General features: G+C 69.4%; 13 protein-coding genes. 2 read left to right on the top strand and 11 right to left on the bottom strand.

The window, feature by feature from the left end:
* Positions 1–105: 105 nt before the first annotated feature.
* Entirely contained in the window at positions 106–2,406 is a 2,301-nt protein-coding gene (locus ACODT0_RS16225) for an NADP-dependent malic enzyme (RefSeq protein WP_479670613.1), read from the bottom strand.
* A gap of 256 nt (positions 2,407–2,662) precedes the next feature.
* Between ACODT0_RS16225 and ACODT0_RS16220 the strand changes: the two genes are divergently transcribed.
* Complete coding sequence (locus tag ACODT0_RS16220) at positions 2,663–4,000, top strand: NAD(P)/FAD-dependent oxidoreductase (protein ID WP_261210763.1); 1,338 nt, start codon at positions 2,663–2,665, stop codon at positions 3,998–4,000.
* A gap of 138 nt (positions 4,001–4,138) precedes the next feature.
* Here the strand turns inward: ACODT0_RS16220 and ACODT0_RS16215 are convergent, their stop codons facing one another.
* From ACODT0_RS16215 to gcl, 3 genes are all read right to left on the bottom strand, one after another.
* A complete protein-coding gene (locus ACODT0_RS16215) occupies positions 4,139–5,047 on the bottom strand; it encodes a 2-hydroxy-3-oxopropionate reductase (RefSeq protein WP_057591560.1) in 909 nt (302 codons plus the stop codon).
* A 35-nt stretch (positions 5,048–5,082) separates the two neighbouring features.
* Positions 5,083–5,868: a hydroxypyruvate isomerase gene (gene hyi / locus ACODT0_RS16210; protein WP_489041718.1), complete on the bottom strand. Its 786-nt coding sequence runs from the start codon at positions 5,866–5,868 to the stop codon at positions 5,083–5,085.
* A 163-nt stretch (positions 5,869–6,031) separates the two neighbouring features.
* Entirely contained in the window at positions 6,032–7,825 is a 1,794-nt protein-coding gene (gene gcl, locus ACODT0_RS16205; protein WP_057591558.1) for a glyoxylate carboligase, read from the bottom strand.
* A 130-nt stretch (positions 7,826–7,955) separates the two neighbouring features.
* On the opposite strand from gcl, the gene ACODT0_RS16200 reads away from it, so the two are divergent.
* Positions 7,956–8,858: a LysR family transcriptional regulator gene (locus ACODT0_RS16200; RefSeq protein ID WP_489041717.1), complete on the top strand. Its 903-nt coding sequence runs from the start codon at positions 7,956–7,958 to the stop codon at positions 8,856–8,858.
* Between the two features lie 16 nt (positions 8,859–8,874).
* Here ACODT0_RS16200 and ACODT0_RS16195 read toward each other — a convergent pair whose 3' ends face one another.
* From ACODT0_RS16195 to ACODT0_RS16165, 7 genes are all read right to left on the bottom strand, one after another.
* Positions 8,875–10,380 (bottom strand): carotenoid oxygenase family protein, encoded by a 1,506-nt coding sequence (locus tag ACODT0_RS16195; protein ID WP_489041716.1) that lies wholly within the window; start codon positions 10,378–10,380, stop codon positions 8,875–8,877.
* 10 nt (positions 10,381–10,390) lie between these two features.
* Complete coding sequence (locus tag ACODT0_RS16190) at positions 10,391–10,852, bottom strand: DUF2141 domain-containing protein (protein ID WP_296724972.1); 462 nt, start codon at positions 10,850–10,852, stop codon at positions 10,391–10,393.
* A gap of 139 nt (positions 10,853–10,991) precedes the next feature.
* Positions 10,992–12,107, bottom strand: a complete 1,116-nt coding sequence (locus ACODT0_RS16185) for an AI-2E family transporter (protein ID WP_422096135.1) — start codon at positions 12,105–12,107, stop codon at positions 10,992–10,994.
* A gap of 101 nt (positions 12,108–12,208) precedes the next feature.
* Positions 12,209–12,916, bottom strand: coding sequence for a GntR family transcriptional regulator (locus ACODT0_RS16180; protein ID WP_057591554.1), 708 nt, complete (start codon positions 12,914–12,916; stop codon positions 12,209–12,211).
* A 21-nt stretch (positions 12,917–12,937) separates the two neighbouring features.
* Positions 12,938–14,278: a C4-dicarboxylate transporter DctA gene (locus tag ACODT0_RS16175; RefSeq protein WP_489041715.1), complete on the bottom strand. Its 1,341-nt coding sequence runs from the start codon at positions 14,276–14,278 to the stop codon at positions 12,938–12,940.
* A gap of 182 nt (positions 14,279–14,460) precedes the next feature.
* Complete coding sequence (locus tag ACODT0_RS16170) at positions 14,461–17,193, bottom strand: CehA/McbA family metallohydrolase (RefSeq protein WP_489041714.1); 2,733 nt, start codon at positions 17,191–17,193, stop codon at positions 14,461–14,463.
* A gap of 151 nt (positions 17,194–17,344) precedes the next feature.
* Positions 17,345–19,147, bottom strand: coding sequence for an ATP-binding response regulator (locus tag ACODT0_RS16165; RefSeq protein WP_413762605.1), 1,803 nt, complete (start codon positions 19,145–19,147; stop codon positions 17,345–17,347).

Here is a 19,147-nt window from a genome sequence, read left to right as displayed (position 1 = left end):
TGGGGAAAACCGCACCGCAAGGGTGAGAAACCTTCGATTCTCAGGGGACGTTCGCACCGAAGCCGAGCTGGGGCGCGATCGCGGCCCCAGGCTCGGCCTTCCTGCTTACTTGTCGACAGTGACCTTCGCCACCGCCAGCGCCGTCATGTTGATGATGCGGCGCACCGTCGACGAGGGCGTGAGCACGTGCGCCGAGCTCGCGGCGCCCAGCAGCACCGGGCCCACCGTGATGCCGTTGGCGCCGGTCATCTTCAGCACGTTGTAGAGGATGTGGGCCGAGTCGAGGTTCGGGCACACCAGCAGGTTGGCCTCGCCCGAGAGCGTGCTGTCGGGCAGCGCGGTGCGGCGGATCTCCTCCGAGAGCGCCGCGTCGCCGTGCATCTCGCCGTCGCATTCGATGTCGGGCGCCATCTGGGCGAACAGGTCGCGCGCCAGCCGCATCTTGCGCGCCGAGCCGCGCGAGGAACTGCCGTAGTTCGAGTGCGAGAGGAAGGCCACCTTCGGCGGCAGGCCGAAGCGGTGGATCTCCTCGGCCGCCATCAGCGCGATGCTGGCGAGCATCTCGGCGCTCGGGTCCTCGTTCACGTTGGTGTCGGTGATGAAGATGGTGCGCTTGTCGAGCGTGAGCGCGTTCAGGGTCGCGAAGCCGGGCGCGCCGCGCTTCAGGCCGATCAGGTCGCGGATGTGCTCGAGGTGGGCGTCGAAGCGACCGACCATGCCGCAGATCATCGCGTCGGCGTCGCCGAGGTGGATCATCAGCGCGGCGATCACGGTGTTCGAACGGCGCACCGCGGCCTTGGCGGCCTCGGGCGTCATGCCGCGGCGGCCCATGAGCTTGTGGTAGCTCTCCCAGTAGGTGCGGAAGCGCGGATCGTCCTCGGGGTCGACCACCTCGAAGTCGGCGCCCAGGCGGATGTGCAGCCCGGCCTTCTTGATGCGGGCCTCGATCACGGCGGGGCGACCCACCAGGATCGGTCGCGCGATGCCTTCGTCGACCGCGTACTGGGCCGCGCGCAGCACGCGCTCGTCCTCGCCCTCGGCGTAGGCCACGCGCTTGGCGGTGGCCAGCTTGGCGGCGGTGAACACCGGGCGCATGAACATGCCGGTCTGGTAGACGAAGCGCGTGAGATGCTGGCGGTAGGCCTCCATGTCCTCGATCGGGCGCGTGGCCACGCCCGAGGCCTGCGCGGCCTTGGCGACGGCCGGCGCGATGCGCAGGATCAGGCGCGAATCGAAGGGCTTGGGAATGATGTAGTCGGGGCCGAAGGCCAGTTCCTGGCCCGCGTAGGCGGTGGCCACTTCCTCGCTGATGTCGGCCTTGGTCAGGTCGGCGATCTCGCGCACGCAGGCCAGCTTCATCTCTTCCGTGATCTTGCTCGCGCCGCAGTCGAGCGCGCCGCGGAAGATGTACGGGAAGCACAGCACGTTGTTGACCTGGTTCGGATAGTCCGAGCGGCCGGTGGCGATGATGCAGTCGGGCCGCACGGCCTTGGCGAGCTCGGGGCGGATCTCGGGCTCGGGATTGGCCAGCGCCAGGATGATCGGCTGGCGCGCCATGGTCTTGACCATGTCGGCCGTCATCACGCCCGGGGCCGAGCAGCCGAGGAACACGTCGGCGTCCTTCACCACGTCGGCCAGCGTGCGCGCGCCGGTGTCGGGCTGCGCGTAGCGCGCCTTCGATTCGTCGAAGCCGCCCGCGCGGCCGGTGTAGATCAGGCCCTTGGAGTCGCAGGCGTGGATGTTGGCGGGCTTCACGCCCAGGCCCACCATCACGTCGAGGCAGGCGATGGCGGCGGCGCCCGCGCCCGAGACGGCGATCTTCACGTCCTCGATCTTCTTGTCGACCAGTTCCAGGCCGTTGATCAGCGCGGCGGCCGAGATGATGGCCGTGCCGTGCTGGTCGTCGTGGAACACCGGGATGTTCATGCGCTCGCGCAGCTTCTTCTCGATGTAGAAGCACTCGGGCGCCTTGATGTCCTCGAGGTTGATGCCGCCCAGCGTGGGCTCGAGCGCCGCGATGATCTCGACCAGCTTGTCGGGGTCGGTCTCGGCCAGTTCGATGTCGAACACGTCGATGCCGGCGAACTTCTTGAACAGGCAGCCCTTGCCTTCCATCACGGGCTTGGCGGCCAGCGGGCCGATGTTGCCCAGGCCCAGCACGGCCGTGCCGTTGGTGACCACGCCCACCAGGTTGCCGCGCGCGGTGTATTCGGCGGCGGTGGCCGGATCGGCCGCGATGTCGAGGCAGGGATAGGCCACGCCCGGCGAATAGGCCAGCGACAGGTCGCGCTGGTTCAGCAGGGGCTTGGTCGGGGTGATCGAGATCTTGCCCTTGACGGGCGAGCGGTGGTATTCACGGGCAGCTTCGCGCAGTGCTTCTTCTGCCGGTGACAGGGGGGCGGCCATGGAAAGTCTCCTTGTTTCTGACGGGGAACGAGGCTACCGCAAAAGCGCTACCTCTTCTTGCCAGGGCGATGCCGAAAAGGCCTGAACCCATAGCGGGCGTGGCCCCCGATGGATGCGCGGCGGCCGCGGCCGCGCGCCGGAACGGGTTCGGCGCGGCCCCGGGGGCCGCTAAACTGCGCTCCGGCCGGTTGCGGCCCTGCCGCGAGGGCGGCTTCATCCTCCACATGACAGAACGACAACAAGAGGCTTGCAGCGAATGACTTCCGGACCTTTCACCAGCACCGAACCCGACGTCGTGGTCATCGGCGGCGGGCCCTCGGGTTCCACCGTGGCCGCGCTGCTCGCGGACAAGGGCCACGACGTGGTGCTGTTCGAGAAGGCGCAGCATCCGCGCTTTCACATCGGCGAATCGCTGCTGCCGATGAACATGCCGCTGTTCGACCGGCTCGGCGTGCGCACCGAGGTCGAGGCCATCGGCATCCGCAAGCACGGCGCCGAGTTCGTCTCGCCCTGGCACGACCACAGCAGCCATTTCGACTTCGGCGAGGCGATGGACAAGAGCTTCCCCTACGCGGTGCACGTGCGCCGCTCGGAGTTCGACGAGCTGCTGTTCCGCCATGCCGGCAAGCGCGGCGCGCGGACCTTCGAGGGCCAGCGCGTCACGGGCGTCGACATGGACGCCGGCAAGGGCACGCCCGACAACCGGCCGCTGGTGAAGATCAAGGCCGACGACGGCACCGAGACCGCCTGGCGCCCGCGCTTCGTGATCGATGCCAGCGGGCGCGACACCCTGCTGTCGAACCAGTTCGATGCCAAGCAGCGCAACCGCAAGCATGCGAGCGCCGCGCTCTACGGCCACTTCGCCAATGCCGAGCGCCGGCCGGGCCGCTTCGAGGGCAATATCTCGCTCTTCTGGTTCGACCACGGCTGGTTCTGGTACATCCCGCTCAAGGACGGCACCGTGAGCGTCGGCGCTGTGGCCTCGCCGGCCTACTTCAAGCGCCGCCAGGGCGCCTCGCTCGAGGACTTCCTGATGGAGACCATCGCGCTCGCGCCCAAGCTGGCCGCGCGATTGAAGAACGCCACGCTGATGGAGGGCGCCACCGCCACCGGCAACTACGCCTACGACTCCAAGTTCTGCCGCGGCGACCGCTTCATGATGGTGGGCGACGCCTATGCCTTCGTCGACCCGATGTTCTCCTCGGGCGTCTACCTCGCGATGAATAGCGGCTTCGAGGCCGCGACGGCCGCCGACCTGTGGCTGCGCGGCGAGGCCAGGGAGGCCGAGCGCGCGTTCCGCCACTACGAAAAGGTCATGAAGCGCGGTCCGAAGATGTTCTCGTGGTTCATCTACCGCATCACCTCGCCAGCGATCCGGCGCCTGTTCATGGCGCCGCGCAACGTCTGGCGCATGCAGGAGGCGCTGCTGTCGATCCTGGCCGGCGACCTGTTCCGCGACACCCCCATCGGCCCGCGCTTCTGGGGCTTCAAGGTGACCTACTACGCTTCCTGCCTCGGCATCCTGCCGCAGGCCATCAAGACCTGGGCCTGGCGGCGGCGCAACCTCAAGGAGTCGCTGGAGGCGGCGAAGTAGGGAGCGGACTTCCGGACGCAGAGGACGCGAAGGTTTCGCGAAAGACGCAAAAGAAATCTCAAAGTTGTCTTCGGTCCCTTTCGCGTTCTTCGCGAAATCTTTGCGTCCTCTGCGTCCGGCTGCCCGATTTCGACGGTTTCAGTCCGGCGCCACCGTGTGCTGCGCCAGCGCTTCCAGCGCGCGCACCAGCGCCGAGTGGTCCTGCTGCCCGTGGCCCAGTGCCGCGCAGGCGTTCATCAGTTGCGCCGCGCCGGCCGTCTGCGGCAGCGCCACGCCCAGCGAACGCGCGCTCTGCAGCGCGAGGTTCAGGTCCTTCTGGTGCAGCGAGATGCGGAAGCCCGGCGCGAAGGTGCGCTTGATCATGCGTTCGCCATGCACCTCGAGGATGCGCGAGCTCGCGAAGCCGCCCATCAGCGCCTGGCGCACCTTGGCCGGATCGGCGCCGGCCTTGCTCGCGAACAGCAGCGCCTCGCCCACGGCCGCGATGTTCAGCGCCACGATGATCTGGTTGGCCACCTTGCAGACCTGGCCGTCGCCCACGCCGCCCACCAGCGTCACGTTCTTGCCCATCTTCTCGAGCAGCGGGCGCACGCGGCCGAAGGTGCCCTCGTCGCCGCCGCACATGATCGTGAGGCTCGCGGCCTTGGCGCCCACCTCGCCGCCCGAGACCGGCGCGTCGATGTAGCCGCAGCCCAGCGCCTCGATGCGCTGCGCGAAGCCCTTGGTGGCGATCGGGTCGATCGAGCTGCAGTCCACCACGATCTTGCCCTTGCTCAGGCCCGCGGCCACGCCGTCGCGGCCCGGTTCGCCGAACAGCACCTTCTCCACGTCGGGCGTGTCGGGCACCATCACGAACACGATGTCGGCCTGGCGTGCGACCTCGACCGGCGAGGCGCAGATGGTGGCGCGCGAGATGAAGGGCTCGGGCGTGTTGCCGTGCGTGTTCACGAACAGCTGGTGGCCGGCCTCGAGCAGGTGGCCCGCCATGGGCGCGCCCATGATGCCCAGGCCGATGAATCCGATGCGTTGCGATGCTTGTTGCGTCATGTCTTGGGTTTCCTTGAATCTTGTCGTGTCGTCGTTCACTGCGCGCGGGTCAGCGCCTCGCGCCAGCCCAGGCCTTCGACGGTGGTGGCGCGCGGCTTGTATTCGCAGCCGATGAAGCCGTCGTAGCCGAGCGCGTCGATGTGCTGGAACAGCCACGGGTAGTTGATCTCGCCCGTGCCCGGCTCGCCGCGGCCCGGGTTGTCGGCCAGCTGGATGTGGCCGATGCGCGCGAAGTGCTTCGTGAGCGTGTTGCCCAGCTCGCCCTCGGTGCGCTGCGCGTGGTAGATGTCGTACTGCACGCGCAGGTTGGCCGAGCCCACCTCGTCGATCAGCGCGATCGCCTGCTCGGTGCGGTTGAGGAAGAAGCCGGGAATGTCGAAGGGGTTGATCGGCTCGATCAAGAGGCGGATGCCCGCCGCCTCGAGCTCGGAAGCCGCGAGGCGCAGGTTCTCGACCACCGTGCGGTGGGCGATGTCGTGGCTCACGCCGGCCGGCACCTTGCCGACCAGGCAGTTGACCTGCGGGCAGCCGAGGGCCGTGGCGTATTCGATGGCCATCGCGATGCCTTCGCGGAACTCGCCGGTGCGGTCCGGATGGCAGGCGATGCCGCGCTCGCCCTTGTCCCAGTCGCCGGCCGGCAGGTTGTGCAGCACCTGCACGAGGCCGTTGGCGCGCAGCGCGGCGGTGAGGTCCTTCTTCTCGAAGGGGTAGGGGAACAGGTACTCCACCGCCTCGAAGCCCGCCTTGGCGGCGGCCTCGAAGCGCTGCAGGAACGGCAGCTCGGTGAAGAGCATGGTGAGATTGGCTGCGAACTTGGGCATGGGGGTCTCTCAATCAAAGCAAGTCAAATCGGGATCGGACTTCCGGACGCGAAGGACGCAAAGGTTCCGCGAAGTTCGCGAAAGAACAGCCACAAGAGTTTTCTTGAATTCCTTTGGCGTCCTTCGCGAAACCTTCGCGTCCTCTGCGTCCGGCTGCCCGCATTCAGTCCAGCAGCACCGCCGCCACTGCGGTGGGCGCATCGGCCGGCGTCTCCGCGAGCGGCTCGAACTCGGTGATGTTGTCGATCTCGGTGCCCATCGCGATGTTGGTCACGCGCTCGAGCATCACCTCGATCACCACCGGCACGCCGTGCTCGGCCATCAGCGCCTCGGCGCGGCGGATCGCGGGGGCGATCTCTTCCTGGCGGTTGACGCGGATCGCCTTGCAGCCCAGGCCCTCGACCACTTTCATGTGGTCCACGCCGTAGCTGCTCTCGATGCCGGCGTCGGGGCCCGCGTTGATGTTGTCGAAGGCCAGCTGCACGCAGTAGTCCATCTCGAAGCCGCGCTGCGCCTGGCGGATCAGGCCGAGGTAGGAGTTGTTGACCACGATGTGGATGTAGGGCAGCTTGAACTGCGCGCCCACCGCGAGCTCCTCGATCATGAACTGGAAGTCGTAGTCGCCCGAGAGCGCGACGATCTTGCGCGTGGGGTCGGCCGCGCGCACGCCGAGCGCGGCGGGAATGGTCCAGCCCAGCGGGCCGGCCTGGCCGCAGTTGATCCAGTGGCGCGGGTTGTAGACGTGCAGGAACTGCGCCGCGGCGATCTGCGACAGCCCGATGGTGCTGACGTAGCAGGTGTCGTTGTCGAAGTTGTTGTTCATGCACTGGTACACGCGCTGCGGCTTCATCGGCACTTCGTCGAAGTTGGTCTTGCGCAGCATGGTCCTCTTGCGCTCGATGCAAGCGTTGGCCCACTCGCGGCGGCTCGGCAGCCGGCCCGCGGCCTTCATCTCCTCGGCCACCTGCACGAACAGCTCGAGCGCGGCCTTGGCATCGGAGACGATGCCGAAGTCGGGCGTGAACACGCGGCCGATCTGCGTGGGCTCGATGTCCACGTGCACGAACTTGCGGCCCTTGGTGTAGACGTCGACCGAGCCGGTGTGGCGGTTGGCCCAGCGGTTGCCGATGCCCAGCACGAAGTCGGAGGCCAGCATGGTGGCGTTGCCGTAGCGGTGGCTGGTCTGCAGGCCGCACATGCCGGCCATCAGCGGATGGTCGTCGGGGATCGAGCCCCAGCCCATCAGCGTGGGAATCACGGGCACGCCGGTGGCTTCGGCGAAGCGCACCAGCAGTTCGCTCGCGTCGGCATTGATGACGCCGCCGCCGGCCACGATCAGCGGGCGCTCGGCCGCATTCAGCATCTCGATCGCGCGCTCGATCTGCGCGCGGCTCGCGGCCGGCTTGTAGGGTTTGAGCGGTTCGTAGCTGTCGATGTCGAACTCGATCTGCGCCATCTGCACGTCGAAGGGCAGGTCGATCAGCACCGGGCCCGGGCGGCCCGAGCGCATCAGGTGGAAGGCCTGCTGGAACACCTGCGGCACCTGGCCGGGTTCGCGCACCGTCACCGACCACTTGGTGACCGGCTTGGAGATCGATTCGATGTCGACCGCCTGGAAGTCTTCCTTGTAGAGGCGCGCGCGCGGTGCCTGGCCGGTGATGCACAGGATCGGGATCGAGTCGGCCCAGGCCGAGTACAGGCCCGTGATCATGTCGGTGCCCGCGGGGCCCGAGGTGCCGATGCACACGCCGATGTTGCCGGCGACGGCGCGGGTGTAGCCCTCGGCCATGTGCGAGGCGCCCTCGACGTGGCGCGCGAGGATGTGCGCGATGCTGCCGCGTTGCCGCAGCGCCGAGTACATCGGGTTGATGGCGGCACCGGGCACGCCGAAGGCCTGCGTCACGCCCTCCTTCTCCATCACCAGCACGGCGGCCTGGACCGCGGTCATCTTTGCCATTGAAAGTCTCCTTAAAAGCTTGGGTCCACTGTAGGAAGCGGGGCGGATTCCAAGAAGACGGCACGGGACCATAAAACCTATTCCATTGCGGAATAAGTGATTAGGATGGCGGCGATCCGAAGGAGTGGCGATGGACCGGTTGCTGGCAATGGAAATGTTCGTGCGCGTGGTGGAGACCGGCAGCTTCTCGAAGGCCGCGCTCGAGTTCCACACCACCCAGCCCACGGTGACCAAGCAGATCGCCGCCACCGAGGCGCGCCTGAAAGTAAGGCTGCTCAACCGCAACACGCGCGGCGTGAGCCTCACCGAGCCCGGCGCGCTCTACTACGAGAAGTGCAAGTTGATCGTGCGCGACGCCGAGGAGGCCGACAGCGTGGTGCAGCTGCGCCAGAACCAGGCCCAGGGCCTGCTGCGCGTCGGCACCTCGGTGGCCTTCGGCCGCCGCGTGGTGGTGCCGCTCGCGCTCGAGTACATGCGCCGGTATCCGCAGGTGCAGATCGACCTGAGCTTCGAGGACCGCTACGTGGACCTGATCGCGCAGGGCATCGACGTGGCGGTGCGCATGGGCAAGCTGGCCGATTCCTCGCTGGGCGCGCGCTACCTGGGTGCCAACCCCTGGGCCATGGTCGCCTCGCCGGCCTACCTCAAGAAGCACGGCACACCCAGGCGCGCGCAGGACCTGAGCGCGCACGTGGCGCTGATCTACAGCAGCGTGGTGGGCGACGAGTTCTGGCGCATGCACACGCCCAAGGGCGAGCCGGTGACGGTGCCGGTGTCGGGGCGCTTCCGTTCCAACAACCTCTCGGCCGTGCTGGCGGCCGCGCGAGACGGCCTGGGCATCGCGCTGATGCCGCGCTACGTGGCCAGCGAATCGCTGGCCGCGGGCAAGGTGCGCGCGGTGCTGGCCGACCATGCGCTGCCCGAGCAGGAGATCCACGCTGTCTTTCCCTCGCCCAAGCTGGTGCCGGGCAAGGTGTCGAGCTTCGTGGCCTTCCTGCAGGGGCGTTTCGATGAAGGCTGGTGGGACGCCTGACGGCGTCCCTCGCGCCTCAGGCCTTCACGAAAGCCCCGTGCAGCCCCAGCGGTAGCGCGTAAGGCAGCGTGGCCTGCGCCACCGGCCCCGCCGCGAGATGGTCGGCCGCGAAGCAGGACAGCACCGTGCACCTGCGGCCGAAGTCGAGCGAGGTGCCCAGCACCCAGCCCGGCTTTCTGCCGTCGGGCACGAACACATGCTCCTCGACGATCGACTGCGCGCCGTGGACGAAGCGCTCGCTGCGGCCGCTCTCGACGTCGGTGCGCGCCACCGCCTGGAAGCCCGGCACGTCGGGCCGCGTCAGCGTGGCATGGATCACCTGCCGATGGCGCAGGCCGACGCGGCGCGGATCGATGCGCGGGAACTCGGCCTCCTGCGGCAGCACCTTCTGCGTGGCCCGGCCGGCGGCCAGGTCGAGCGTGGCGACGGTCAGGCGCGGCTCGTTCTGGCGCACGCGGCGTGCGCGCATCAGCTCGCGGTTGGTCGTGAACACCGATTCGGCGTCCTCGGTGCGCACGTAGTCGATGTGGATGCGCGGGCCGCGCGGCGTGTCTTCCTCCCAGGCATTGCCGACATGGAACAGGAAGCCGGCCGGCAGGGTCAGCAGCTGGCGCCGCTCCCAGTCGCGCTTGTCGACCACCAGCGCGCGCATGCCGAGCTCGGGCCGCCAGACATGGGCGTCGAGGAAGCTGGCACCGGCCTCCTTGCGCTTGCCGTCGTAGACCAGCGGCGGCATCAGGAACACCAGGTGCCGCTCGGTCACGGCGAAGTCGTGGACCATCGGCAGGTCGGGCACCGGCACCGCGGCGGCGCGGCGCAGCGTGCCCTCGGGCGCGATCTCGTAGAGCGCGAGCAGGCTCGCGCCCGAGCTCACGCCGAAGTTCCACACCGTGCCGTCGGGGTCCACCTTCGGATGGGCCGAGAACGGCATGCCCGCGAGGTCGGCGCGCCAGGTCTTCAGGCCCAGCGTGTCGAGCGTGCGCGCATCGAGGCGCGTGGCCGAGCCGCCTTCCCACAGCGCCAGCACCTCGCCCTGCAGCGGCAGCACGCTGGTGTTGGCGACGTTCATCGCGTCGGGCGAGGCCGGCGGCTCCGCGCCCGGCGGCACGGTGCCGAAGGCCTCGACCAGCCGGCGCCCGGCGCGCAGCTCGGCCACGCGCTTGGGCGTGGCCACGTAGCGGCCCTGGTGCAGCACCTCGCCGCCCGCGATCGCGAAGCGGTGCACCATGCCGTCGCCGTCGAACCAGTGGTGGTAGCGCTCGCCGCCGAGGTCGTGGCCGGTGGGGCCGACACGGAACAGCGTGCCGGCCACCGCGTCGGGAAAGCGCCCGCGCACCGTGGCGCGGGTCGGCGGCAGGTCGCCGGGCGGGGTGGCGAAGCCGATCTTCCAGGGGGCGTCGGCGGCCTCGAACTGGGTCTGCCAGTTCTCCTCGCCGGCCGCGCCCGCCGCTCGGGCCCAGGGCGCGAGCAGGGGCAGGGCGCCGGTGCCGGCCAGCAGGCGCAGCAGTTCGCGTCGTTGCATGGCGGCCTCCTCAGCGCAGGTGGATGGCGCTCTGCAGGTCGGCGTCGACGCCGATCGCCGCGGCCTCGAAGTCGGGCGCGCCGAGCTTGCCCCTGGCATCGTTCGAGAAGCCGTAACGCTCGGTCGGCAGGCCCACGAGGTTGGTGTCGAGCTTGCCGTTGCCGTTCTCGTCGGCATAGGCGCGCACCGCATAGCGGCCCGGCGGCAGACCCGCGAACACCACGCGCGCCTTGCCCTCGCGCAGCGGCAGGCTCTGCGAGGCCAGCGGCTTGCTGGCGCCGAAGCTGGCGGCATCGGCGTACAGCGCGATGTAGAGCGTGGCCTCGGTCGCGGGGCCGTCGGCCACGTTCAGGCTGAGGTCGGCGGCCCGCGCGCTCAGCGGGACGAAGGTGGCGGCCGCGAGGGCGGCGACGGCGGTCGCGGCGTACAGGGTGCGCGCGGCCGGGCGGGGCAGGAAAGCGGGAAGGTGCATGGCGGTCCTCGTCGTGGTGGATGGAAGACCCGACGATCCCAAAGGCGGCGGATGCTGCCCACCGCCATGCGACGGAATGCGCGAATGCACGCGCGAAATGCGCGAGGGCCGGCGCGAACGGCCGGCGCTCGCTGTGTCCTCAATGCTTGTGAGGATTCTTGCGGCGACCTTCCTCGCCGTCCGCTTCCGGGGTCTCGTGGCCCGTTCCCACATGCCCCGAATCGGCGAACAGGCTCCACGCCGCCATGAACAGCGCCGCCACCACCGGCCCGATCACGAAGCCGTTGATGCCGAAGATCGCCATGCCGCCGATGGTGGACATCAGCACGATGTAGTCGGGCATCTGCGTGTCCTTGCCCACCAGCACCGGGCGCAGGATGTTGTCGACCAGGCCGATCACGAACACGCCGACGAAGATCAGGATGCCGCCCTGCCAGAAGTGGCCGGTGGCGAGGAAGTAGATCGCCACCGGGCCCCAGATCAGCGCCGCGCCCACCGCCGGCAGCAGCGACAGGAAGGCCATCAGCACCGCCCACAGCAGCGCGCCCTGCACGCCGAGGAACCAGAAGGCCAGTCCGCCCAGCGTGCCCTGCGCCACCGCCACCGCCACGTTGCCCTTGATGGTGGCGCGGATCACGGTGGTGAACTTGTTGAGCAGGTAGTGCGTGTGCGGCTTGGCCAGCGGCAGCGCGTCGCGCACCTTCTTCGACAGTTCGGCGCCATCGCGCACCAGGAAATAGAGCAGGTACAGCATCACGAAGAAGCTGACCACGAAGTCGAAAGTGTTCTGTCCGATCGCCAGCGCCTGGCTCGCGATCAGCTGGCTGCCCTGGCCGGCGATGGCCGAGATGCGCGCCTGCCAGGCGGCCGCGTCGCCGAGGTTGAAGCGCTCGACGAGGTTGAGCAGCCACTGCGGCGTGGCGGCCAGGATCTGCTGGAAGTAGGCCGCGAAGTTGATCTGCCCCGAGCGGATGTTCTGCGTGACCAGCGCCACTTCCTGCACCAGCGACACGCCGATCATCGCCAGCGGCAGGATCACGATCACCAGGCAGATCGCGAGCGTGGACAGCGCCGCCGCGTTCGGCTTGCCGCGCATCTTCCTGAGCAGCCACTTGTAGAGCGGCGTGAACAGGATCGCGAGCGCCACGCCCCAGAGCACCGCGCCGAAGAACGGCATCAGCACCCACAGGAAAGCGACGGTGACGACGGCGAGCAGGGCGAGGAACACGCCGCGCTGGAGTTGGGGAGAATTCATGGTTGTCCCGGACTGTAGCCGAGCGCGCCGGGCCGCTTTTGTAGTCGCCGGCCCCTTCGTGCGCCCTCGCCAGCGGCCGGCGCGGACCTAATGCACGGTTCTCAGCGCTTGGCGCGCGGCAAGGCCACCGGCGCGAGCGTGGCGCGCAGCCGCGCCGAGGCATCGGGTTCGGCGCTGGCTTCGACCTCGAGCGCGCGCTCGACGTTGCCGATGTGCGCCAGCATCAGGCTGCGCGCGCGCGGCCGGTCGCCGTTCTCGAGCGCGGCCACGATCGCCTCGTGGTCGGCGCAGGACTGGCCGGCCTCGTGCTTCGACTGGTAGAGCGTGGCCGCAAGCGTGGTGCGCGCCGTCAGGTCGCGCAGCACGTCGACCAGCAACTGGTGGCCGAGCTGCTCGGCCAGGCAGACGTGGAAGTCGGCCAGCAGGAAGGCGCGGGTGGCGGCATCGGCGCCTTCCACCGCGCGCTGCTCGTCGGCGATGTGGTCGCGCAGCTTGCGGATCACCTTCGCCAGCGGCCGGCCCTCGGGCTCCGAGAGGATGCCCGACTCGATGATGCGGCGCGCGCGGAAGGCGTCGCGCGCCTCCTCGGCCGAGGGCTCGACCACGTACCAGCCGCGGCGCGACTGCACCTCGACGAAGCCGCGCGCCTGCAGCTGCATCAGCGCCTCGCGCACCATGGTGCGGCTGACCGCGAAGTTCTCGGCCAGCGCCTGCTCGCCGAGCCGCTCGCCGGGCGCGAGCTTCTGCGCGAGGATCGCCTCGACCACGCGCTCGGCGATGACGGTGGGGCTGACTTCGGTGGTGCTCATCGGTGGCGGCGGTGGCTTGCTTCAGTGGCGTTCGAGGGCGGCGCCGGCGAGCGGCGCGCCGGATTCTGCCAGCGCCGGCTCGAGTGCCGGTTCTTCGGGCGCCACGCGGCCGTCGAGCACCGCATGGGCGCGCTCGCGGTCGATGTCGCCTTCCCAGGCGGCGATCGCCACCGTCGCCACGCAGTTGCCGATCAGGTTGCCGAGCGCGCGCGCGATGCCCATGAACCAGTCGACCGACAGCACCAGCACCAGCCCGATCGCGGGAATGGCCGGAATCGCATGCAGGGTGGCGGCCAGCACCACGATCGCCGAGCCCGGCACGCCGTGCGCGCCCTTGGAGGTGACCAGCGAGATCGCGAGGATCGTCAGCAGGTCGGCCATGGTGATCGGCGTGTTGGTGGCCTGCGCGATGAACACCGCCGCCAGCGTGATGTAGATCGAGAAGGCGTCGAGGTTGAACGAGTAGCCGGTGGGGATCACCAGGCCCACCGTCGAGTCGCGGATGCCCATGCGGCGCAGCTTGGCCATGATCTGCGGCAGCACGCTGTCCGACGAGGTGGTGGCGAACACGATCGCGAGCTCCTCGCGCAGGTAGCGCAGCAGCTTCCAGAGGCTGAAGCCCGACATGCGCATCACGAAGCCCAGCACCACGAACACGAACAGCAGCACCGCGAGGTAGAACAGCGCGATCAGCATGCCCAGCTGCTTGAGCGAGCCCAGGCCGTACTGGCCCACCGTGAAGGCGATCGCGCCGAGCACGCCCAGCGGCGCCAGCTTGATGAGGATGCCCATGATCTTGAACAGCACCAGCGAAAGCGCGTCAACCACCACCGCCACCGGCTTGCCGCGCTCGCCGAGCAGCGACAGCGCGCAGCCGAACAGCACCGCGAACAGCAGCACCTGCAGCACATCGCCGGTCGCGAAGGCGTTCACCACCGTGGTGGGGATCAGCTTCATCAGGAACTCGACCGTGCCGCCGCTCGTGAGCTTGTCGGCATTGGAGGCATAGGCGCTCATCGCGGCCGGGTCGAGCTTGCCCGGATCGACGTTCATGCCCACGCCGGGCTGGAACACGAAGGCCAGCACCAGCCCCATCGCCAGCGCGATGGTGGTGAGCACCTCGAAGTAGATCAGCGCCTTCACGCCGACGCGGCCCACGCGCTTGAGGTCGCCCGCGCCGGCGATGCCATGCACCACCACGCAGAAGACCAGCACGGGAATGATCATCTTGATCAGCTTGATGAAGCCGTCGCCCAGCGGCTTGAGCTTGACGGCGAACTGCGGGGCCACGAGGCCCAGCACCACGCCGATCAGCAGGGCGAGCACGACCTGGCCGAACAGGGAGCGGGTGAAACGACGCATGGAAATCTCCTGTGTTATTTGCATGCAAGTCGTCGGAAATCTTGCATACAAGCAATGTAGGCAAGAAAGGGCCCGGGTTGGCAGAGGGTATTCCCGGGCCTGTGGGAGCCCTTTCTTCAGGCACCGGCCCCATGAAAAATGCCCCGCGCGAGCGGGGCATCGGGCCTGGAAGCGGGGTCCGCCTACTTCGCGGACAACAGGAACACCTGCTGCGTCTGGTCACGCTGCAGCCGCGTGGCGTTGCGCGTGCTCGCGAAGGCGATCACGCCGCCCGAGGTCACGGGCCAGGTGTTGATGCCGGTGCCCTTCAGCAGCGTGCCGGTGTCCCAGCCCGCGGGCTTCTTGTAGACCGCGGTCATCACGCGCCAGCGCCAGTCGGCCGAGCGCGAGTCGAACCAGACCACGCGCACCGAGCCGTCCTTGTCCACGCCCAGGCGCGGGCGCTGGCTCATGGTGGTCGGCTCCGCGGCCAGCACCGTGGGGGCCGAGAAGGTCGCGCCGCCGTCGCCCGACACCGCCGCGAGCACCGCGATGTTCTTGCCGGCCGGCTCCTGCTCCTTGCTTTCCCAGGCCACGACCAGGTCGCCGTTGCCGCCGAAGATCACGTCGGGGTGGCGATCGGCGCGGTCGGTGGCGCCGAGGCTCACGGGCGTCTTCCAGGCGCCGGCGGCGTCGCGCACCGCGACCTGCACCTGCCAGTCGTCGGGGTTCGAGCCGTCGCCGTAGGCGGCGGCACCGGTCCACAGCGGATCCTGGTCGTTGCGGTTGTCCTGCCAGGCCACGGCGACACGGCCGTCGGCCGCGACCGTCAGGTTCGGCAGCACGGAAGCCGGGTAGTGCGGCGAGCGCGTGTCGTCGAGCACGCCGGCGTCGACCGACTTGCCGGCGCGCGAGAGGTTGCGCGGCTGCGCGTCGGTGCCGACCTCCTGCACCATGATGTCGAAGGGCTGGTCGGCCCGGATCTCCTGCCAGGCCAGCACCGGCTTGCCGCTCGCGGCCACGGCGACGTCCGGATGCTCGGCACGGCCCTCGAGCGAGCGCACGGTGTCGGTCGAGGCCCAGGTCGCGCCGCCGTCGGCCGAATGGCGCAGGTTGATGACCGGGCGGTGCGGCACCTGCACCGCGTCTTCCTCCCACGCCACCCAGACGTCGTTGCCGCGCACGGCCACGCGCGGGAAGCGCGCCTGGCCCTTGCCGCTCAGCGTCTGGCCGGCATCGCTCCAGACGCCCTTGGCGTCGCGGCGGCGGTAGACCACGGTGCTGGTGGCATCGCCATGCATCTCGGTGACCACGTGCGTCACGCCGTCGGCGGTCACGAGGTCGGGGAAGCCGGCGAAGTCGCCGCGCGCACCGGCGACGCGCAGCGCGCCGTCGGCCACGCTGTCTTCCTTCGGCACGGCGATCTCGGCCTTGGCCTCGACCGGGGCCGGCGAGACGAAGATCGGCGACACGGCCGCCTTGAGCTCCATCGCGGCCGCGGCCGGCGGAATGGGCACGTTGATGCCGCGCACCTCGACGCGGTACCAGTCGGGCTGCGAGCCGGCGGTGATGTCGACCGTGTAGGTCTCGTCGTCGCGGGTCGGCTTGAAGGTCTTCATCGGGCCGGCGCTCTTGCCGGGCATGCGGAACAGCAGCACGTCCATGCCGGCGGCGCGCTGCACGCCGATGCGCAGGTGGCCGGTGGTGCCCGCGGGCACGAAGACCTCGTCGCCGCTCATGGCGGTGTAGCCGCCGCCCTTGAGGTCCGTGGTCATCGAGACGCCGGGGCCGGTCGGGTTGATCGACAGGCTGGTGTAGCCCGCGCGCAGCGCCTCGAGGATGCCGCGCTCGTTGTAGCCCTTGGCCAGCACCTTGGTCACCGGCATGCCGGGGCTGTTGAGGTAGGGCGCGCCCCAGTACTCGCGGAAGTGGTTGTCGCTGGCGCCGGCCACGCCGAAGCGGAAGCCCGCGTTCCAGCGGTTCTCGGCGTAGTCCATCTGCTTGTCCGGGCTCTTCGAGCGGTTCCAGACCTCGACCAGGTTGACGCCCTGCACGTTGGCGTTCACGTTGGGCGAGCCGTCGGCATTCGTCTCGCCGTCGTCGGCATGCGCGACCGACCAGATGGCGCCCTGGGAATGCGCATCCCAGATCGACTGCTGGACCAGCGCGAACTGCGCGCGGTCCGGATGCATGGCTCCCTGCTCGACCGAGTCCACGCCGCCGAGCGCGATGGCGTGCGGCTTGCCGTTGGCTTCCTCGCCGCGGATCAGCAGCAGCGACGACGACTCCCACAGCGGGTCGTAGTGCTGGTCGTAGGTGCGGTGGTCGGTGAAGGGCACGAAGTCCAGGCCGGTGCGGCCGGCCTGGCCGATCTGGTCGGCCAGCGAGAGGTTGCCCTTGGCCTTGTCCTTGTTGAGCTGGCGCGGCGCGCTGCCGTCGTCCGAGTGGTCGTCGTGCACGTGGGTGTCGCCCTTGAACCAGGTGCCCGTGGGCGCGGCGTTCGCGGCCAGCGAGAACTTCGCCACCACGTTGCGCGCCTGGTCCATCGTCAGTTCGCAGGCCTCGGTGCCTTCGCAGGCGCCCTGCCAGCCGTCGAAGACCGAGCCGCGCGCGGCGGTCGCGATGAGCTTGACGCTCGCACCCTCGGCGTAGTCGGCGCTGCAGTCGGCATGGCAGGCGAGCGTGGTGTCGAGCGACTCCACGTCGCCGCTGCCGTCGCCCTGCACGCTCACGGCCGCGGCATGGCGGACGTTCGGGTTGTCGGGCGTGCCGGCGCCGCCGGAGCCGCCGGAGTCACTGGAACCGCCTGTGCCTTGGCCGGCGGGCGGAGGAAGGAAGGCCAGCCCGCCGTTGCCCGAGCCTCCCCCGCACGATGCGAGGAAGACTGCGCAGGCCACCGCGAGGAAGCGTTTGGAAAAAGACTGGGGCGTCGTCAACACCATGAACCTCTGGAAGTAGGGACGGGTTCCGCCATGCAGGGCTGCGCGGTCGGAGGGCGCCGTCGAAGTGAGAACCAAAGGATGTGGTTTGCTCGTTACATCGCCATGAAAAATGTTCAGCCTAATTTCTTCATAAGATAAAGAAAACTCAAAGACGCGTGGCTCCGTGCGCCGCCAGCAGCGACTGGATCGTCGCGCGCAGCGTCTGCGCATCCACCGGCTTGTGCAGCAGCGGCCAGCGTGTGGCGCGCGCCTCGCGCAGGGCCTCGGACGAGGTCTCGCCGGTGATGAAGACCACCGGAAACTCGCCATGGATCTCGCGCATGCGCGCGACCAGCGCCGGCCCGTGCTCGTTGCCGCGCAGCCGCAGGTCCGCGATCAGCAGGTCGGGGCAGCCTTCCTCGTCGAACAGCGCCGCCGTGCCGGCGACATCGAGGGCCGTGCGCACCTCGAGCTTCCAGGCCTGCAGCAAGGTCGTCATGCCGCGCACGATGTCGGGCTCGTCGTCGACGAGGTAGATCCTCGGCCGGCTGCCGGCCACGGCCTCGAGCGCGACGGCCATCGGCGCCGGCGCGGCCGCGGCAACGGGCGGCGGCGCATCGTGCACGCCGGGCATGCGCACTTCGAAGCGGCTGCCGGCACCGAGCCGCGATCGCACCGAGATCCGCGCGCCGATCAGCGTCACCAGCCGCTCGACGATCGCCAGCCCCAGTCCCACCCCCTGGCTGCGGTCGCGTCCCGCGTTGCCGAGCTGGTAGAACTCCTCGAAGATGTGCGCGTGCTCCGAGGCGGCGATGCCCTTGCCGCTGTCCTCGACCACGAGGACGGCGCACAGGCCGTCGTGCCGCAGCCGCACGCGCAGCCCGCCGCGCTCGGTGTACTTGATGGCGTTGTCGATCAGGTTGCGCGCGATGCGCAGCACCGCGGTGGGATCGCTCTCGAGCGTGACGGGCTGCAGCTCGCGCTCGAAGTACAGCCCCTTCTTCGCGGCGGCCGCCTCGAATTCGGCACAGACGTTCGCGATCACCGCATCGAGCGCGAAGCGCTGCCGCGCCGGCACGTAGTGGCCCGAGGACAGCTGCGACAGGTCGAGCAGTCCGTGCAGCAGCGCACCGAGCGAACGCACCAGCTGGTCGATGTGCGTGGCGACCTCGTCCAGCGTGGCCGGCGTGGGGCTCGTGGCCAGGATCGCGCTGTAGACCGACAGCGCATGCAGCGGCTGGCGCAGGTCGTGGCTCGCCGCCGCGAGCACGCGCGTGCGCGCCAGCGCCGCGGCCTCCGCGCGCGTGACCGCCGCGTTGACCTCCGCGTTGCTGCGTTCGAGGTGGCGCACCATCTCGTCGCGCTCGCGCCGGATCGCCACCGAGCGCGTGAGCAGCTTCTCGTTCTCGTTGGCGGCGAACAGCAGCGCGAGCATGTAGGCGAGCGTCATGACGATGGTCGCCAGCAGGTGCTCGGGATGCAGCAGCACCCAGGCGGTGGAGGTGGGCACGAGGATGGCGGCTGCGTAGACGCCGGCGAGCAGGCGCGAGGAGATCGAGACCGCGACCCCGATGGCCGGCAATGCCACCAGGATGAAGGTCAGGAAGGTCTGGTTCAGCGCGCTCAAGTCGGGCTTGAACAGCGGCAGCATCACGCCGGCCTCGGCACCGGCCAGGAAGGCCAGCGCGACCTGCTGGCGCAGGGCCTTGCGCAGGTCGAGGCGGGAGAGCCGCCGCAGCAGCTGCCAGGCATGGGCGGCGCGCGCTCCCTCCATGCAGAGCACCGCGACGGCCCAGAGCGCGAACTCGATGAGCGGCACCTGCGGCAGCAGCACGAAGGCGGAGCCACCGACCAGCAGGGCCTGCACCAGCGGAATGCGCAGGGTGACGCGTGCATGCAGCTCGACGAACTCCCGCAGCAGCTCGCGCTGGAACGAGGCCTCGGCCGCGGGGTCGTGGGTGGCTGGCAC

The sequence above is a fragment of the Variovorax sp. FG153 genome (assembly GCF_057809595.1).
This window is presented reverse-complemented; position numbering and strand designations above follow the sequence as displayed.

Bases quoted from the DNA above. Each gene is read 5' to 3' on its own strand.
- ACODT0_RS16195 (WP_489041716.1), bottom strand. From the start codon at position 10,380: ATGCAACGACGCGAACTGCTGCGCCTGCTGGCCGGCACCGGCGCCCTG.
- ACODT0_RS16215 (WP_057591560.1), bottom strand. From the start codon at position 5,047: ATGACGCAACAAGCATCGCAACGCATCGGATTCATCGGCCTGGGCATC.
- gcl (WP_057591558.1), bottom strand. From the start codon at position 7,825: ATGGCAAAGATGACCGCGGTCCAGGCCGCCGTGCTGGTGATGGAGAAG.
- ACODT0_RS16220 (WP_261210763.1), top strand. From the start codon at position 2,663: ATGACTTCCGGACCTTTCACCAGCACCGAACCCGACGTCGTGGTCATC.
- ACODT0_RS16225 (WP_479670613.1), bottom strand. From the start codon at position 2,406: ATGGCCGCCCCCCTGTCACCGGCAGAAGAAGCACTGCGCGAAGCTGCC.
- hyi (WP_489041718.1), bottom strand. From the start codon at position 5,868: ATGCCCAAGTTCGCAGCCAATCTCACCATGCTCTTCACCGAGCTGCCG.
- ACODT0_RS16185 (WP_422096135.1), bottom strand. From the start codon at position 12,107: ATGAATTCTCCCCAACTCCAGCGCGGCGTGTTCCTCGCCCTGCTCGCC.
- ACODT0_RS16200 (WP_489041717.1), top strand. From the start codon at position 7,956: ATGGACCGGTTGCTGGCAATGGAAATGTTCGTGCGCGTGGTGGAGACC.
- ACODT0_RS16175 (WP_489041715.1), bottom strand. From the start codon at position 14,278: ATGCGTCGTTTCACCCGCTCCCTGTTCGGCCAGGTCGTGCTCGCCCTG.
- ACODT0_RS16180 (WP_057591554.1), bottom strand. From the start codon at position 12,916: ATGAGCACCACCGAAGTCAGCCCCACCGTCATCGCCGAGCGCGTGGTC.
- ACODT0_RS16190 (WP_296724972.1), bottom strand. From the start codon at position 10,852: ATGCACCTTCCCGCTTTCCTGCCCCGCCCGGCCGCGCGCACCCTGTAC.